The sequence below is a fragment of the Nocardiopsis flavescens genome, from assembly GCF_900141985.1.
In the GTDB taxonomy this organism is placed as follows: Bacteria; Actinomycetota; Actinomycetes; order Streptosporangiales; family Streptosporangiaceae; genus Nocardiopsis; species Nocardiopsis flavescens.
Genome location: NZ_FQZK01000023.1, coordinates 1 through 14,986, shown reverse-complemented (window position 1 = coordinate 14,986; position 14,986 = coordinate 1). Strand labels below are relative to the sequence as shown.

The 14,986-nt window shown below is 75.7% G+C and carries 13 protein-coding genes and 1 pseudogene; 3 read left to right on the top strand and 11 right to left on the bottom strand.

Features of this window, described 5'->3' with window-relative positions; genetic code table 11:
* Positions 1-163: 163 nt before the first annotated feature.
* A complete protein-coding gene (locus tag BUE45_RS25805; RefSeq protein ID WP_073383034.1) occupies positions 164-859 on the bottom strand; it encodes a lysophospholipid acyltransferase family protein in 696 nt (231 codons plus the stop codon).
* Between the two features lie 274 nt (positions 860-1,133).
* On the opposite strand from BUE45_RS25805, the gene BUE45_RS25800 reads away from it, so the two are divergent.
* Positions 1,134-1,778, top strand: coding sequence for a cyclase family protein (locus tag BUE45_RS25800; RefSeq protein WP_073382883.1), 645 nt, complete (start codon positions 1,134-1,136; stop codon positions 1,776-1,778).
* 56 nt (positions 1,779-1,834) lie between these two features.
* On the opposite strand, the gene BUE45_RS25795 is transcribed toward BUE45_RS25800, so the two are convergent.
* The 3 genes from BUE45_RS25795 to BUE45_RS25785 form a co-directional block, all read right to left on the bottom strand.
* The gene (locus BUE45_RS25795) at positions 1,835-3,958 is read right to left on the bottom strand and encodes an FUSC family protein (protein WP_073382881.1); all 2,124 of its coding nucleotides are present in this window, start codon (positions 3,956-3,958) and stop codon (positions 1,835-1,837) included.
* Positions 3,959-4,643: 685 nt separating this feature from the next.
* Positions 4,644-5,849 (bottom strand): hypothetical protein, encoded by a 1,206-nt coding sequence (locus BUE45_RS25790; RefSeq protein ID WP_073382878.1) that lies wholly within the window; start codon positions 5,847-5,849, stop codon positions 4,644-4,646.
* 325 nt (positions 5,850-6,174) lie between these two features.
* Positions 6,175-6,717 carry a GNAT family N-acetyltransferase gene (locus BUE45_RS25785; RefSeq protein ID WP_073382874.1) on the bottom strand — a complete coding sequence of 181 codons (543 nt, stop codon included), beginning with the start codon at positions 6,715-6,717 and terminating at the stop codon, positions 6,175-6,177.
* 304 nt (positions 6,718-7,021) lie between these two features.
* On the opposite strand from BUE45_RS25785, the gene BUE45_RS25780 reads away from it, so the two are divergent.
* On the top strand, positions 7,022-7,951 hold the full coding sequence (locus BUE45_RS25780) for a LysR family transcriptional regulator (RefSeq protein WP_073382872.1): 930 nt from the start codon (positions 7,022-7,024) through the stop codon (positions 7,949-7,951).
* A 48-nt stretch (positions 7,952-7,999) separates the two neighbouring features.
* Here the strand turns inward: BUE45_RS25780 and BUE45_RS25775 are convergent, their stop codons facing one another.
* Positions 8,000-8,938, bottom strand: coding sequence for a LysR family transcriptional regulator (locus BUE45_RS25775; RefSeq protein ID WP_073382869.1), 939 nt, complete (start codon positions 8,936-8,938; stop codon positions 8,000-8,002).
* Between the two features lie 72 nt (positions 8,939-9,010).
* Between BUE45_RS25775 and BUE45_RS25770 the strand changes: the two genes are divergently transcribed.
* The gene (locus BUE45_RS25770; protein WP_084737861.1) at positions 9,011-10,114 is read left to right on the top strand and encodes an EamA family transporter; all 1,104 of its coding nucleotides are present in this window, start codon (positions 9,011-9,013) and stop codon (positions 10,112-10,114) included.
* Between the two features lie 414 nt (positions 10,115-10,528).
* On the opposite strand, the gene BUE45_RS25765 is transcribed toward BUE45_RS25770, so the two are convergent.
* The 6 genes and pseudogenes from BUE45_RS25765 to BUE45_RS32060 all read right to left on the bottom strand — a co-directional run.
* On the bottom strand, positions 10,529-10,861 hold the full coding sequence (locus BUE45_RS25765; protein ID WP_073382867.1) for a winged helix-turn-helix domain-containing protein: 333 nt from the start codon (positions 10,859-10,861) through the stop codon (positions 10,529-10,531).
* On the bottom strand, positions 10,858-11,277 hold the full coding sequence (locus tag BUE45_RS25760) for a hypothetical protein (RefSeq protein WP_073382864.1): 420 nt from the start codon (positions 11,275-11,277) through the stop codon (positions 10,858-10,860). The genes BUE45_RS25765 and BUE45_RS25760 overlap by 4 nt, the downstream gene beginning before the upstream one ends.
* A 742-nt stretch (positions 11,278-12,019) precedes the next feature.
* A complete protein-coding gene (locus BUE45_RS25755; RefSeq protein WP_073382862.1) occupies positions 12,020-13,495 on the bottom strand; it encodes a hypothetical protein in 1,476 nt (491 codons plus the stop codon).
* A gap of 51 nt (positions 13,496-13,546) precedes the next feature.
* Complete coding sequence (locus BUE45_RS25750; RefSeq protein ID WP_073382860.1) at positions 13,547-13,885, bottom strand: hypothetical protein; 339 nt, start codon at positions 13,883-13,885, stop codon at positions 13,547-13,549.
* Between the two features lie 30 nt (positions 13,886-13,915).
* Positions 13,916-14,236: a YbaB/EbfC family nucleoid-associated protein gene (locus BUE45_RS25745; RefSeq protein WP_245833478.1), complete on the bottom strand. Its 321-nt coding sequence runs from the start codon at positions 14,234-14,236 to the stop codon at positions 13,916-13,918.
* Positions 14,178-14,986, bottom strand: a pseudogene (locus BUE45_RS32060) (hypothetical protein); the annotation flags it as partial. The gene BUE45_RS25745 and the pseudogene BUE45_RS32060, both read right to left, overlap by 59 nt.

Here is a 14,986-nt window from a genome sequence, read left to right as displayed (position 1 = left end):
GGGATGCGGATCCGTCCGGGCCGGCCCTTCGGCGGCCGGGTGATCCCGGCATCCCAGCTGGGGCGGGGGTCGCGGCGTGCCCGGGGGCCGCTCTCCGCTCCCCTCAATCAGGGGTCAACGCTCCATCAAGGCCGAATCAGCCCCGTGGACACTGTGGCGAAAGTCACGCGCGGGGGCCGCCCTGTTCCAGCTCCGCCTTGACGGAGGAAGCGTAGCGGGCGATCCGCTCCTGGCCGGACAGCTTGGCGATCGCCTCCATGATGGCGTCGGTGGCCTCTCTGCGGGGCCGCGCCCTGTCCGCCCGCCCCTTCCACGGGGACAGGTCCACCGGCTCGCCGAAGCGCACGCCCACCCGGTTGAACGACGGGACCCTGCGGCCCGGCGGCAGGATCCGCTCGGTCCCGGCCAGTGCCACCGGCACCACCGGGACGCCGGTCGTCAGCGCCAGCCAGGCCAGTCCGGTCTGGCCCTTGTACAGGCGGCCGTCGGGGGAGCGCGTGCCCTCGGGGAAGATCCCGAAGACCTCGCCGCGCTCCAGCACGCCCAGGCTGTTGTCCATGGCCTCCTGGGCGCTCTGGCCCGGGCGGCGGTCCACCGACAGCTGGCCCAGTCCGCGCAGGACCCGCGTGAACGTCCGGCGCGCCAGGGTGCCCTCGTCGAACAGCTCCTGCTTGGCGATGAACCGCACCGGCCGCGGGCAGGCGACGCCGATGAACAGGGGGTCGATGAGCGCCAGGTGGTTGGCGGCCAGGATCAGCCCGCCGGTGCGCGGGACGTGGTGGGCGCCCTCGGCCTTCACGGGCCACACCATGCGGGTCGCGGGCGCGACGACGGTCTTGGCCGCTCCGTACAGTGACACCATGAAGTGGACCCTTCTCCCTGCGTGATGCGAAAGCCGCGATGGCGGGGGGATCTCCACGGAACCGCCGTCGGGTGCGTGCCATGACCTTATCGGGCCCGCGGAGCGGACCGTCGGGCCGAGGCCGCCGTACCGGCTCCCGCGGCCCGGGGCCCCACCGCGGATCGGCCCTGCGGTGGCCTGGGTCACACACGCTAGGCTCATGGTCTAGACCTCTGGCGCAGGTCGGGGGTCGAGCACCGGACGCGCCCGTGAAGCGAGGAGACAGCAAGCCATGTCCAAACCGGTCGACGTCAGCCACCAGATCACCGACGGGATGACCACCCGCCCCGGTCTCCCGCAGCCGGACATCACCGAGGCGGCGGCCGACCGCGGCTCCGGGCACGGCGACGGCGGTCGGGTCACCATGGCCGGTGCCACCGGCACCTACCTGGAGATGCCCGCCCACCGCTACCGCGACGGCGCCGACCTCGCCGACCTCGACCTGGACAGGGTGGCCGACCTGCCCGGAACCGTCGTGGACGCCGCTGGCCCCCGACGGATCGGCCCGGAGGCGTTCTCGGGACTGGACCTGCGGGGCAGGGCCGTCCTGCTGCGCACCGGCTGGGACCGCCGCTGGCGCACCGACGCCTACGGCGACCACGACCACCCCCACCTGACCGAGGCGGCGGCCAAGGCCCTCGTCGAGGCCGGGGCCGTCCTGGTCGGCACCGACTCGGTGGCCGTCGACGACACCTCCCCGGCCGCGGAGGGGGCCAGGCCGGCCCTGGCGGTCCTGCTGGCCGCCGGCGTCCCCGTGGTCTCCCACCTGTGCCTGCTGGACGAGCTGCCCGCCGAGGGCTTCCGGTTCTTCGCCGTCCCCGCCAAGGTGCGCGGGCTGGCGGCCTTCCCCGTGCGGGCGTTCGCGCTGGTCGACTGAGGAACTGCGGGCGCGGGCGCGACGCCTTCGAGACCGGACGGCCAGCCCGGGGCGGTTCACAGGTCGGCGTCGACGTCCCCCTGGGCGCGGCGCCGCTCCAGCTCGGCCCGCTTCTGGGCCTCCAGCAGGGCCGTCCGCTCGTCCTGGGCGACCGCGCCCGCCATGGCGGTGGACAGGGCGCGCAGCTCCATGTTGATCCGCGGGTGGGCGGGCAGCCGGGGCAGCGCGCCCAGCCGCGGGGTGCGCCGCTCCTCCATCGCGGAGATCAGCTCCCGGAACGCCAGGTCCACGCGCTGGAGGGTGATCGTCCCCACCGGCTCGGGATGCTCCACGGCCAGCGCCGACAGCGCCAGGTACCCGGTCCGCTGGGTGGCCACCACCACCGGCCACAGCGGCCGGGTGGAGGCGGCGCGCGGCACGTCGCCGATGGCGCTCTCGTAGACCCCTCGCAGGCTCACCAGCGCGGCCCGCATGTCCCGCCGCAGCTCGTAGCGCAGCCGGGCGTCGATCGCGGTGTCCTGGTCCAGCACCGCCGCCATGCAGCGGCGGGCCTCCTCCAGCACCCGGACGATGGACTGCGGCAGCCGCGTCGCGGAGGCGCCCCGCCACAGCAGCGTCGCCCCGGCCAGGCCCACCAGCGATCCCACCACGGTGTCGATGATGCGGGTCTCGGCCAGCTCGGTGATGGGGTGCGGCGCCGCCGTGTACGACAGCAGCAGCGCCATCGGGGTGAGCAGCACCGAGGCGTAGAAGAAGTTGCGGCCGATCACCAGCTGCGCGGCGCCCTGGAACAGTCCCGCGAGCAGGACGACCCCGGCCAGCGGCGGGTGGGCGGCGATGAGGAGGGCGCCCACGACCACGCCGATCAGGGTGCCCAGCGACCGCTGCACCGACCGGTTGAGCGTCAGCACCACGTTGCCGCCCTGGAGGACGGCCGTGGTCGTGATGCCCACCCAGTAGGAGTTCTCCAGCCCCACCGCCAGGGCCAGCGCGCCCGCCGCCGTCACCGTGATCCACATGCGCAGGGCGGTGGGCCGGATCAGTGAGTCCGCGCTGACGCTGGAGCGCAGGGCGCCCCACAGCGCGGGGTAGCGCTCGTCGTGCAGGTTCCGGGAGCGCTCGTCGTCGTCCTCGGGCCCGGACGCGCCGCGCCGCGCGGTGGTGGAGGCGCGCGCCATCAGGCCGTACAGGCGCGCCTCCAGGGAGCGGGGGCGCATACCCCGCCGCAGCCCGTCCAGGTCGGCGGGGTCGGGGGCCTTCTCCGGGGCGGACACCGCGACCGCCATCCGCTCGGCGAAGTCGGCGGCCTCGGACGGCAGCCGTGCGGGCCGGGCCATGCAGACCTGCGTGGCGGACAGGTGGATGTCGGAGACCCAGCGCAGCAGGGAGCGCAGCCGGGCAGCCTCGTCACTGGTGCGGTAGCCGCGGGTCTGGGCCAGCAGCACCAGCCGCCAGGCGTCGGCGACCGCCACCGAGGCGTCGTGCTGGGCGTGGTCCAGCTCGGGGGTGCCCACCGCCCGCAGCAGCATCGCGAGCTTGCGGTACGCCCCGGCCACGGCCTGGCGCTCGGGCTGGCGCGCGCGGACGAAGACGCCCGACATGGACACCGCCCAGCCGATCGCCGCGCCGAACGCGGCGATGGCCGCGTGCAGGGGGACGTCGGCCAGGCCGCCGGGCACGATGGTGGAGATCGCGCCCACCAGCACGAAGAACATGGGCCCGGGCTTGTCCACCCGCCAGGCGGCGCAGACGAGGGTGGCCAGCCCGGCGGTCAGCCCGATGGAGAACACGGCGGCCCACGGCGACAGCGCCGAGGCCAGCGAGCCCAGGGAGACGCTGATCACGAACCCCACCCCCACCAGGGCCAGGGCGGCGGCGCGGTAGGCGTAGGGGGTCTTCTTCTCGTACAGGACGGTCATGGAGCCCATGGCCGCCAGGGTCGCGATCTGCGCGCCGAACAGCCACGCGGCGAGCGCGAAGGAGACGGTCATGGCGATGGCGGCCTGCGTGGCGGTGGTCCAGGCCCAGGCACCCGATTCCAGCCCGAAGACGGCGCGCAGGTCCACCCGCGGCCGGGGGCGCTCGCCGACGGCGACGCGCCGGGCTCCCGGGTGCGAAGGGTCGCCCACGTCGAGGGGTCCGGTATCGCCCGTGGTTCCCAGATCTCGCACGTGCCCCATCCTAGACCGGGACGAATCGGTACTCATGACCCAGAGGACGCGTTACCGCCGGGGACGGGTTCGGCGTCGCGCCGGTGTCCTGGGCCACCCTGCCCCGGCGCACGCCGCCCCGCACGCCGCCACTCCGCTCCGCGGCATCCCTGATCTGCCCCGACGCCGCCGTGGTGACCGCCCGCACGGCACCGGGTGTCTTCGGCCACCGGGGGCGGTTCCGGCCGGCGCGGTGTCCCCTTACCGGGCAGGCCGCGTCGGTGTTCTCGGCGGGGGCGCTCGCGTAGGCGACCCCGTGCCGGCTGCGCGGCCCGGGTGCCGTCGGCGGTGGTGTCCGTGCTCCTGGCGGTGGCGTCCGGCCTCGTGTGTCTTCGTGGTTCCCGGGCCGGCGGTGTCGGTGCTTGCGGCGGTGGCACCCGTGTACGTGTTCTCCGTGCCGGGTGCGCGGCGTGCGTGCCTCCGGCGGTGGTGTCCGCCGTGGTGCCCCGGTGCCGGGTCTCTCGCGTCCGTGTTCCCGGTGGCGGCCCCCGTGCACGTGCCCTCGGCAGGGAAGCCCGCCTGCGCCGGGCCGGTACCGGATGCCCCCGGCGGCGGTCCGCCGGGCGGGTGCCCCCCGGGGAGGTCCCGGCAGCGGCCGGGGCGCGGCGGAGCGCCCCGGGCCGGGACTCCGCCGGCCGCGGTCCGTGCCGGACCGTCAGTTCCGGGAGGGGGGCTCCCCGGCGGTGGCGGACGGGGTCCGCGCCCGTTCGGCCTCGGCGCGCTCCGCCCGCTCGGCCCGCTCCAGGGCGCGGTCCCGGGACTCCTCCACCAGGGCCAGCCGGGCCGCCGCGGCCTCGCGGGACTCGGCCAGCGTGAGCTCGGCCGAGCGCCGCTGCTCCGCCAGCTCCCCGATCAGGCGGTCGCGCTCGGCCGCCGACCGCTCCAGTTCCGCGGTGAACCGCTCGCGCTCGGCCGCCGCCGCCGCGCGCTCGGCCTCCAGCGCCCGCTCGATGCGGCCGAGTTCGGCCTGGGAGCGCTCGCGTTCGGCGGCCAGGGCCTCCTCGGCGCGGACGGTGCGCGCCTGCGCGTGCTCGGCCCGCTCCCGCTCGGCACGGGCGGAGGCCAGCGCCTCGTCGCGCTCACGGGCGTGCTCGGCGGTCTCCGCCCGCAGGCCCTCCGCCTCGGCGTGCGCGTTCCGGAGCCGCCGGGCGGCGTCGGCGCGTTCGCTCTCGGCCTCCTCCTGCGCCCGCAGCAGGCGGCGCTCCGCGGCGGCCAGCCCGGCGTTGGCCTCGGCTGTCGCGGCGTCGCGCTCCTCCCCGGCGGTGCGGGCCTCCCGCTCCGCCGCCTCCCGCGCGGACTCGGCCCCGTCGCGCCGGGCCAGCGCCTCCTCCGCCATCCGCTCCGCCTCGGCGGTGGCGGCGACCGCCGAGGCGGCCGCCTCCTCGGCCGCCCGGCGCGCCGACTCCGCCTCGCGGCGGCGGTTCTCCGCCTCCAGCCGGGCCGCGTCCGCCTCTGCGGCGTGCCGCGCCCCCGCCAGGCGGGCCGCCTCGACCTGTGCCTCGGCCGCCGCCGGGTCCGTCATCGTCCCGAACGCCTCGGTGGCGGCCCGCAGCGTCGCCGTCAGCTGTTCGCTCTGCACCGCGAACCGGGTCAGCAGGTCGTCGGCGCGCAGCCGGGCCGCCGTCACCGGCTCGGCGGAGGCGAACCCGGGTGCGGCCGGAGCGGACGGCTCGCGGGCGGCGCGCGCCTCGGCCTCCTGGCGCTCGGACTCCTGCGCCTGGCGCTGGCGCTCCTTCCAGGCCCGCCACCGGGTGTGCTCGGGCAGGCCGCAGTACTGGGGAGGACGGCCGGGGGAGGAGGCCCGGGGAACCGGGCGGTCGCAGCCGGGAAAGTTGCAGGTGTTGGAGTCGGAGGTCGCCACGCAGGCGAGCGTAGCGTTTCCGGGCCCTCCCGTGCCGGGGTGTGTCGCGCGGCGCGCCCCGCCCTCCCGGCGGGAAGGGCGGGTGGACGGGCACGACCCCGGGCAGGGACCGGAGCACGTCGACCCCCGGAGCCGTGTGTCCCCCCGTGCACCCGAGGCGCGTTCCCGGGCCGTTCCCGCCGCGGCGGCCCGGTCCCCGTGGCGCGGGCGCCGGCGGTACCGCCCGTCAGGGGGCGGCCCCGGTGATCCCGGGCCGCGAGCGGTCCCGGACACGGCGGCGCCCCGCGCCGCGGGGGCGCGGGGCGTGCTCGCGGGAACGCCCCCGTCAGTCGTGGGCGCCGAACCCGTCGACCCGGCAGACCATCGTGGTCACGAAGGGGCGGAAGCCCTCCGTCTCCAGGAAGCTGATGTCCTCCGAGGCCGTGGCCAGGGCGGAGAACTCGATGTCGCGGATGCCGGTGGCGGCCAGCTGGTGGCGGATCTCCTCCAGCAGCTTGGATCCGACGCGGGTGCCCGCGTACTCCGGGTCGATGGCGAAGGTCTGCACGACCGCGACGCGCTCGCCCCGGTCCCAGGTGCCCTGCGGGTTCGCCCGCAGCGTCACCATCGCGTACGCGGCCGGGTCGTCGCCGTTCTCGGCGAGGATCGCCAGCGTCTCGGGGTCGGCCAGCCACTCCAGGTACTGGGAGCGGCGGCGGCGCCAGGACTCGTCGAGGCTCGTGGTGCTGATGATGTCGGACAGGTGCGGGGCGCTCAGGGCGTGCTGCTGGTGGAGGGCGCCCCACAGGTCCGCGAGTTCCTCCACCTCGTGGGCGCCCAGGTAGCGGAAGCCGAGCACACCGACGTCGGTCGGTCGAGGTTTGGTCATCAGCGAATTTTGCATGTTCTTCTCACCCGTTCCACCAGCATTGGGTGCTGATCCCCCGGAACGTGCGCGATGCACGCCCATGGTTGAGCTGTGGTCTTGACTGTACGTGCCGGTATCTGCCGGGACATGGGTGACACGAGGAAAGAGCTGGACGACATCACCGAAGGGAAAGAAGATCGATTTTTTCTCTGGAAAGTTTTCGGTGGGTCGCGGCTGGGCGCTGTGCAGCGAATCACGGTCCCCGCCTGTGTGATCTGTCGGAAATCACCCGGAAATCTCGGAGTGCTCGCCTACATTGGAGACCATGATCGACGTTCGGCGGTTGCAGCTCCTCCACGCTCTGGCGCACCACCACACGGTGGCGGCGACGGCCGAGGTGCTCAACGTCACCCCGTCGGCGGTCTCCCAGCAGCTCGCCGCCCTGGCCAGGGAGCCCGGGGTCCCCCTCGTCGAACGCCAGGGCCGCCGCTTCATCCTCACCGGGGCCGCCCGGGTCCTGCTTGAACGCGCCCCCGCGATCTTCGCGGAGATGGAGCGCGCCGGCGCCGACCTCGCGGCCTACGCCGAGGGGGACCGCGGGGTCATCCGCGTCGGCTCCTTCTCCACCGGGATCAGCGACCTCATCGCGCCCGCCCTGGCCCGGCTGCGGGTCAGCCACCCCGGCTGGTCGTTCGAGGTGATCCAGGCCGAGCCCGAGCAGAGCGCGGAGATGGTGCGCGCGGGCCGCCTCGACGTGGCCCTCACCATGTCCACCGGCCACCTGCCGGCCTCCGGCGACCCGGATTTTCGCGCCGACTCGGTGATGGTCGAGCTGTTCGACGCGATCCTGCCCTACCAGCACCCGCTGGCCACCCGCAACGGCCTTCACCTGAGCGAGGACCTGGCCGCGCAGGACTGGATCATGTCCGCGCCCGGCACCGCCTGGCACGAGTGCGTCACCGCCGCCACCAGCCAGGCCGGGTTCCAGCCGCGGGTGGTGCACACCGTGGACGACTTCAGCGCCGTGTTCGCGCTGGTCCAGGCGGGACTGGGCATCGCCCTGATGCCGCGCCTGGCCTGGACGGGCATGAACACCCCCCACACCGTCGTGCGCGGGGTGCGCGACACCGCCCGGCGCCACATCATCGCGCTGTCGCGGGCCGGGGCCACCCCCGAGCCGCTGCTCACCGCCGTGCGCGAGGCCGCCACCAAGGTTCCGGTGCCCTCGGTGGGGCCCTTCGCCATCGCGGGCTGACCGCGCGGAACCCGCCCGCTCCGGTGGTCCGGGGGCGGGGCGCTCCGCTCAGCCCGGGGCGTCGGGGGCCTCCGGCAGCGGGGGCACGTCGTCGAGCACGTCCTCCGCGGCCTGGTGCAGGTACCGGGCCAGCAGCCGGATGGGCCGCCAGGCCCAGCCGCCGGTGCGCCCGGCCAGGTACACCTGGCGCACCCCGCCCAGCTCCCCGAGCGGGGCGTGCGCCACCCCGCGGCGGGTGGCCGCCGACAGGCGCGGGACGACGCCCACGCCCATCCCCGCGGCCACCAGCTCCTCGAAGAGTTCGAGGTTGTCGATGCGGTGCACGATCCGGGGCGTGAACCCCGCGTCGGCGCACATGCGCTGCACCAGCGCCTCTTCGTCTCCCCGGTACGGGCTGGCGATCCACGCCGCGCCGGCGAGGTCGCGCAGCCTGCGCCGGGTCAGGGTGCGGCTGTCCGCCCCGGCCGAGGGCTGCGACAGCAGCAGGCCCTCGGTGCCGATCGGATGCACCGTCAGCGTTCCCGGGAAATTCCGGGGGAGGACACTGTACTGGTACACGACGCCCAGGTCGGCGTCGCCGTTCTGGAGCAGGGTGAGCGCCTGCTCCGACTCGTACTCGGTCAGGTGGATGTCGATGCCCGGGTGGTCGTGCCGCAGCCGGCGCAGCGCGGGCAGCACCACGGGCGCCGCGCTGGTGTACATGACCAGGTCGACGCGGCCCACCGGTTCGGCGTCGCCGTCGAACTCCGCCCGGGCGGCCTCCACCCGGGCCAGGATGTCCACCGCGTGCTCGGCCAGCCGCCGCCCCGCCGGGGTGAGCCGCACCCGCCGCCCGTCCGGGGCCAGCAGGGGGACGCCCGCCTCCCGCTCCAGTACCGCGAGGTGTTTGGAGACCGCCGAGGTGCTCATGCCGGTGACCTCGGAGACGGCGGCCATCGTGCCCAGCCGCTCCAACTCGACGAGCAGGCGCAAACGGGTGAAATCCATCCACTGAAACTACATGGTCCGTCAACCAATGGTTCGTGGACAGAAACAGACGACATCCTTCACATTGGTCGGGTGATCCGCTCCTTCCTTCCCTCGCTGCGCCGTGCCCGCCTTCAGGTGCCGGCGCCGGTCATGCTGCTCATCGGCATGTTCACCCTCCACACCGGCAGCGCCCTGGCCGTCACCGCGTTCGCCCAGGCGAGCCCCGCGACCATCACGTGGTTGCGGCTGACGTGGGCCGCGGTCCTTCTGCTGGCCCTGGGTGGTCGCTCTCTGTGGTGGGCCGTGCGCGGAGCGACGTGGCGCGAGCGCGCGTCCGTGGTGATCCTGGGCACAGCCAGTGCGGGGATGATGATGTTCTACTCCGAGGCGACGGCGCGGATCGAGCTCGGCACGGCCACCGCCATCGAGTTCCTGGGCACCCTCGTCGTCGCCGTCGCGGCGATGCGCCGCCGCCGCGAACTCGTGTGGATCGCCGCCGCCGTCGCGGGCGTGCTCTGCCTGACCCGGCCCTGGGAGGGCGACCTCGACCTGGTCGGGGTGGGCTTCGCCCTGGCGGGCGCGGTGTGCGTGGTGTTCTACATCGTTCTCACCCAGAAGGTGGGGGCCGGGTTCGGCGCCGTCCACGGCCTGGCCCTGACCATGGCCGTCGGCTCGCTGGTGACCGCGCCGTTCGGCGCGCCGGGGGCGTTCGCCGCTCCGGACCCGGGGCTGATCCTGTTCACCCTGCTCATCGCGCTGCTGTTCCCGATGGTGCCCTTCCTGCTGGAGATGATCGCGCTCCAGCGGATGACCCGGACCGCCTACAGCACCTTCTCCAGCATGGAGCCCGGGGTGGCCCTGGTGATGGGCCTGGTCGTCATCGGCCAGGCGCCCGTGGCGCTCCAGGTTGTCGGCATGGCCCTGGTGGTCGTCGCCGGTATCGGGGCCACCCGGGGTGAGCGCGGCGGCCGGCCTGCCGTTCCGGAACTCGTGCACGAGCGGCGTCAGGGCCGGGGCCGGGCCGTGCCGGGCCCCGAGGCGGCGCGGGAGGACGCCGAGTCCGGGAGCGCCCGCGCCGGGGCCGACGCCGGTGCGCCCGGTCCCGTCCCGGAGCCGGGCATCGCCGGAACCGGGGACCCGGCCCCCGAGCCGGCCGGGACCGCTGCGGCCTCCGGGGAGGGGCGGACCGCCTGAACCGGCCCCTCGGCGCGTACCTCTGGCGAGGATGGACGGCGTGCCGAGTGGCCGCGGGCCGGCGCCCCGCCCGGCGCCCGCCCACCGGCCCGCGCACACACCCGTGCGCGGGCCCCTCGCGTTCTCGCGGCAGCCCGCTGCCGACACGCGGTCGGCCCGGGCGGCCGGGAGACCGTCGCGTCGGCGTGTGGTGTCGGGCCCGGGACACTTCGCCCGCACCCGCATCCGCACCCGGCTGCTTCCGCCGTGCGCTCGCCCGTCTCCATCCCGGGCCCGCTTGTGTGCCGTGCTCGCCTGTGACCCGCCGTCGTTTCCGCCCCCTGCCCGCGTTCGCCCGCACCCGCATCCGCCCGGGTGGGACCGGACGCCTACGTCGCCACCGGGAGGGGCGATCCCCGCACCGGCGCGGGCGGGTCAGTCCGCGGAACCGTGCGTGGGCTCGGGCCCCATGGCGGTGCCCGCGGCGATCTCCCGCAGCGCCTCCGAGTGCCGCGCGAAGGCCGCCCGCCCCTCCCTGGTCAGGGACAGGGAGGTCCGGGTGCGCCGCCCCACGGTGAACTTCTGCACCTTGACGTACCCGGCGTTCTCCAGCACGGTGACCTGTTTGGACAGCACCGAGTCGCTGACCTCGACGGTGTCCCGCACCAGCCGGAACTCGGCGCGGTCCACGGCCGCCAGCGCGGCCACCACCGAGAAGCGCACGGGGGAGTGGATCACCTCGTCCAGGCGGTTGCGCGGATGGCTCATCGCGGGTTCCGGCTCTGCCGCAGCGCCACGTAGGCGACCGCCAGGGGTGGAAGGGCGCTGAGCAGCGCGCCGGAGACCCACCAGGCCGGCTCCCCGGGGAAGACGTTGATCCCGACGATGAGGGTGACCAGGTAGACGGCGGTCCAGGCGCCCATCATGCCCAGGTGCAGGGCCCCCAGGTTGCGCGGCTGCGCGGAGCGGGTCACCGCGTAGGCGATGAGCACCGCCAGCACCACCGCGAAGACCCCCATCGTCCACGGCAGCGCCTCCGGGAGCAGGCCCACCGCCAGGATCAGACCGCAGCTCATCGCGGCGTAGCCGACCCCGAACACCGCGTACCAGCCGCCCTGTCCCCGCATGCGCGCCTTGAGCGCCTCGGCCTGCTCCAGGGCGTCCAGTGCCTCGTCCTGCCGCATGTGCCACCTCCGTCGTCCGTGCTTTTTTCCAGGATGGCATTCGCTTTCCAAGTTGGCAAGTGGTTTCCGGTTTTGAAGGACCGAATGTGCGGGGAGGGGCCGCCGACGGCGGCGGGGCCGAACGGTCCCGGGCGGGACCGGGCCGCCGACAGCGCAGGAAAGACGAACGGCCCCGGCGGGCCCCGCCGGGAGGCTGACAGGATCGCCGATGAGCCGAACGGCCTCCGGTGGGCCCGGGACCGTGCTCCATCGAGCGGTCCGCCCCTCCCGGCCCTGCCCCGGCGAATACGCGTCGGCGTACCGCCGTATCCGGCGCCCCGGCCGCCCCGGTCGACGGATGCGGCGGCGCGCGGCGGTCGCCCGGCTCCGGTCGTCCGTCACGACGGCCCGCCAGGACGCGGCCACGGGGGAGTCGCGCCCCGGGACATGACCGGCCTCCCCGCCGGGGTCCGTCCCGCGCCGCTGAGGTGTCCGGGCCGCCGCCTCCCCGGGGGCGGCGCACCCCGGGGCGGACACGCGAGGAGCGGCGGGGCCGCGCCGGACCGGCCGGTGCGCCCCCACCGCCCGGACCGCCACCGGGTTCCGGCCGCCCGGGCGGCTCCGGGGGCCGCCCCGGCACCGCGCCCCCGCGCGGGGGCGCGGTGCCGGAACGGGCCCGGACCCGGGCGCACCCTTCCCCGGGGCCCGAACGCGCTCGCGCGGGCGGGGGCGGCGGCGGGGCGCCCCGGCCCTGGAAGGACCGTCAGGAGCAGTTCGCCCGCATCGGCGAGGAGGCGACGTGCGCGGTGCCCTGTCCGGACGCCCTGTTCTCACCGGCGTTGACCAACTGGACGGTGAACTGCTCGGTCGGGGCCTCGAACTCCGCGATCCTGGTCCAGGTCCCCTTGACGTCCGACTGCACCAGCTCGGTCTGGGTGAAGGGTGCACCGGGGGAGCCGCCGGAGTTGATCATGTACTTGGCGGGGCCGCTGCTCACCCACAGCGGGGTCTCGTCCTCGGGGATGTAGACCCACACCTCGCAGTGGGAGCCCGCCCAGCCGGGGGTGAACGTCCACGCCGTGCTCGGGCCGCTGCCGTCGTGCCGGTCCCCGGAGACGGGAACGGCCTGGTAGAGGCCGTCGCAGCCGTCCTGGGTGTAGCCGCTGGAACGGGTGGCCCAGCTGTTGACGGGATCGTCGTACCAGGTGTTGTAGGCCCAGAAGTAGGTGCGGTCGTCGGACTTGCAGCCCGGGCCGGTGATGCCGCTGTAGGCGGGGCCGCCCGCGGCGCCCCCGCCGCCGGAGCCCGACCCCTCGGAACCGGAGCCCCCGGAGCCGCCGTCCCCGGCCGCGGTGACGGGGGCGTCGTCGGAGGCGCCGCCGCCGTCACCGCCGTCGTCGGAGCCGCCGGCCCCCTCCTCCCCGCCCGGGGTGCCGAGGAGTTTGGCGTGCTCCTCGCCGGACAGGGTCGCCGCCCCGTCGTCCCCGTCGTCCGCCGCGGCGGTCACGGCGCCGTCCCCTCCGCCTCCGTCCGGGGCCCGCCCGTCCTCGTCCGCGGGGGCCCGGCCGTCCTCCTCCGCCCCGCCGCCGTCCCCGGCCGCCCCCTCCGGGGCGTCCTGTGCCTCGTCGGCCCAGGGGTGGCGGGGGCCGACCCCTCCGCCGTCCCCGGAGACGCCGTCCCCGCCGGCGCCCGCCTCCCCGTCCCGGGGCTCCTCGCTCGCCACCGGCGCCAGCGGATCGGGGACGAACCCGTCCCCGCCGCCCGGTTCGCCCGCGGCGCCCAGGGCGCCCGCCGCCCCGGAGGCGCCGCCTTCCTGGCCCTGGAGGCTCCAGGGGGTGAACAGGCCCGGGTCCTGCGCCGCGGCGGTCTCGCCCAGCAGGGCCTGCGGCCCGCCCGCCGTGGCGAACGGGGCTGCGATCAGCAGGAGCCCGGTGAACGCGGCCCCCGCCAGCAGGGGCGTGGAGGGGCGGCCCGGGAGGGCGGCCGTCTCCGTTTCCGCGGCGGCCTCCTCCTCCGCGGCCGGTGAGGCCGCGGGGCGCGGGGGCGCGTGCGCATCTCCCGCGGCGTCCTGCGCCGGGGTGTCCGGTGCGGCGGGCCCCGCCGCACCGGTACCGCGCGCCGCCGTGTCCGGGGCCGCCGCCGCGGTCGCCCCGACGGCGGGGTCCGGCCCGGCGGGGTCCGGCCGGGCCGGCGGGAGGGGGGAGGCGCCGGTCCCTTCGGCGCCCGAGTCCTCGCTCATCTTCCTGCTTCCTCTGCTTCCGGTCGTGCTGGTGGGGGTGGTGAACGGGGGTCAGCGCCGGCCCTGGCCGTCCGGGGCGAGGTGGCGGCCCACGGAGGTGTTCGCCTCCTCGGCCAGGTGGAACGAGCGCGCCGAGCCGACGGTGCGGTCCGCGGTGTCGCGGAACGCGGTCGCGAGGAACTCCAGGTACGCGACGAACGCCTCCTCCGCGGTGGGCATGACCGCGTCCATCTCCCGGGCGAACTCGTCCCGGCCCTCGCCCCAGGGGGTGCCCAGGCTCATCCTGAAGTTGCGGTGCCGCAGGAGGAGGTCGTCGATGTAGTCGGCGCAGTCGTAGATGTTGACACCCTCGCGCCCCATGCCCTCGGGGTCGACGGAAAGGTTGCTCACGGTGTTCTCCTCACTGTCGGGCGGGTCCCGTCACGGGGTCTCCCGGCCGCGGTCCGACGGCATTGGCAGGTCCAGTTCGGCGAACAGCGCCGCCGGGTCCAGGTCGCCCTTGATGGCGGCGGCGACGTCCACCCCGTTCGGAGCGAACGGCTGGTAGGCGGCGGTGACGCGCTCGGCCATCACGGCCCGGGCCCGCCGGACGACGTCCATGATGGCCGTGCTCAGCTCGGCCGGGGCCATGTCGCGGTAGCCCTGGGTGTTGAACTTGAGGCCGACCAGTTCTCCGGCGGAGTCAATCCGCGCCGTCACCAGGCGGTCCTTCGAGACGGCTTCGGCGGATTCCGACGCCAGGCTTGCGCTTCTTTCGCTGTAGGCGCGGATCGTCTGCTGAAGACGTTCCAGTTCTTCCGCCCGGTGCTCCGGTGTCGGTGAGGTCATGCTGTGCGACCGCCTTCCTCTTCTCTCCGGGCGCCGGGCGCCCGATGGCGCTGTTGCCGCCCCTGGCGTCGGTGCCCCAGACGCGCTCGTCCTCGGACAGCCATGTGGCGCGGCGCTGCTCCTTGCCCTCGCCCTGGCCGCCCGCGCCGCCGCCCATCATGGGAGGCGGCATCATCGGCGGTCCTCCCGCGGCGTTGGGGTCCGCCCCCGGGCCGCCGGGGGCGACGTCGACGGCACCCGTCCCGGGGACCCCGGTCCCCGCCCCGGGCGCTCCCGGAACGGGGAGGCCGGACCCCGGGGTCCCCTGCCCCGGGAGGGAGGCGGACCCGTTGAAGGAGCTGCCGCCCTGGGGGAGGGGCAGGTCTCCGTCCCCGGTCCGGGACAGCGCGAACCGGTCGGAGCGGTCCACCGTGCGGGGCCCCGAGGAGTCGGAGCCCCCGTCGCCGAAGGACGAACCCCCTCCGGAGGTCCCCGGGAGGTCGGGGATGCCCGGCAGGTCCGGGTGAGCGTAGCCGCCGGACAGGTCCGTGCGGTCGCTGATCGAGGATCCGCCCGGGGGCGGCGGCAGGGGTTCGCCCGTTCCGGGGTCGATGGGCAGGCCGGTGTCGGGGTCTGTTTCGAGGTTGCTGATGGTGCTGCCGCCCGGGGGGAGCGGTTCGCCGG

Excerpts from the sequence above, each read along its gene's own strand:
- BUE45_RS25800 (WP_073382883.1), top strand. The coding sequence starts at position 1,134 with ATGTCCAAACCGGTCGACGTCAGCCACCAGATCACCGACGGGATGACC.
- BUE45_RS25795 (WP_073382881.1), bottom strand. The coding sequence starts at position 3,958 with ATGGGGCACGTGCGAGATCTGGGAACCACGGGCGATACCGGACCCCTC.
- BUE45_RS25785 (WP_073382874.1), bottom strand. The coding sequence starts at position 6,717 with ATGACCAAACCTCGACCGACCGACGTCGGTGTGCTCGGCTTCCGCTAC.
- BUE45_RS25780 (WP_073382872.1), top strand. The coding sequence starts at position 7,022 with ATGATCGACGTTCGGCGGTTGCAGCTCCTCCACGCTCTGGCGCACCAC.
- BUE45_RS25775 (WP_073382869.1), bottom strand. The coding sequence starts at position 8,938 with ATGGATTTCACCCGTTTGCGCCTGCTCGTCGAGTTGGAGCGGCTGGGC.
- BUE45_RS25765 (WP_073382867.1), bottom strand. The coding sequence starts at position 10,861 with ATGAGCCATCCGCGCAACCGCCTGGACGAGGTGATCCACTCCCCCGTG.
- BUE45_RS25760 (WP_073382864.1), bottom strand. The coding sequence starts at position 11,277 with ATGCGGCAGGACGAGGCACTGGACGCCCTGGAGCAGGCCGAGGCGCTC.
- BUE45_RS25755 (WP_073382862.1), bottom strand. The coding sequence starts at position 13,495 with ATGAGCGAGGACTCGGGCGCCGAAGGGACCGGCGCCTCCCCCCTCCCG.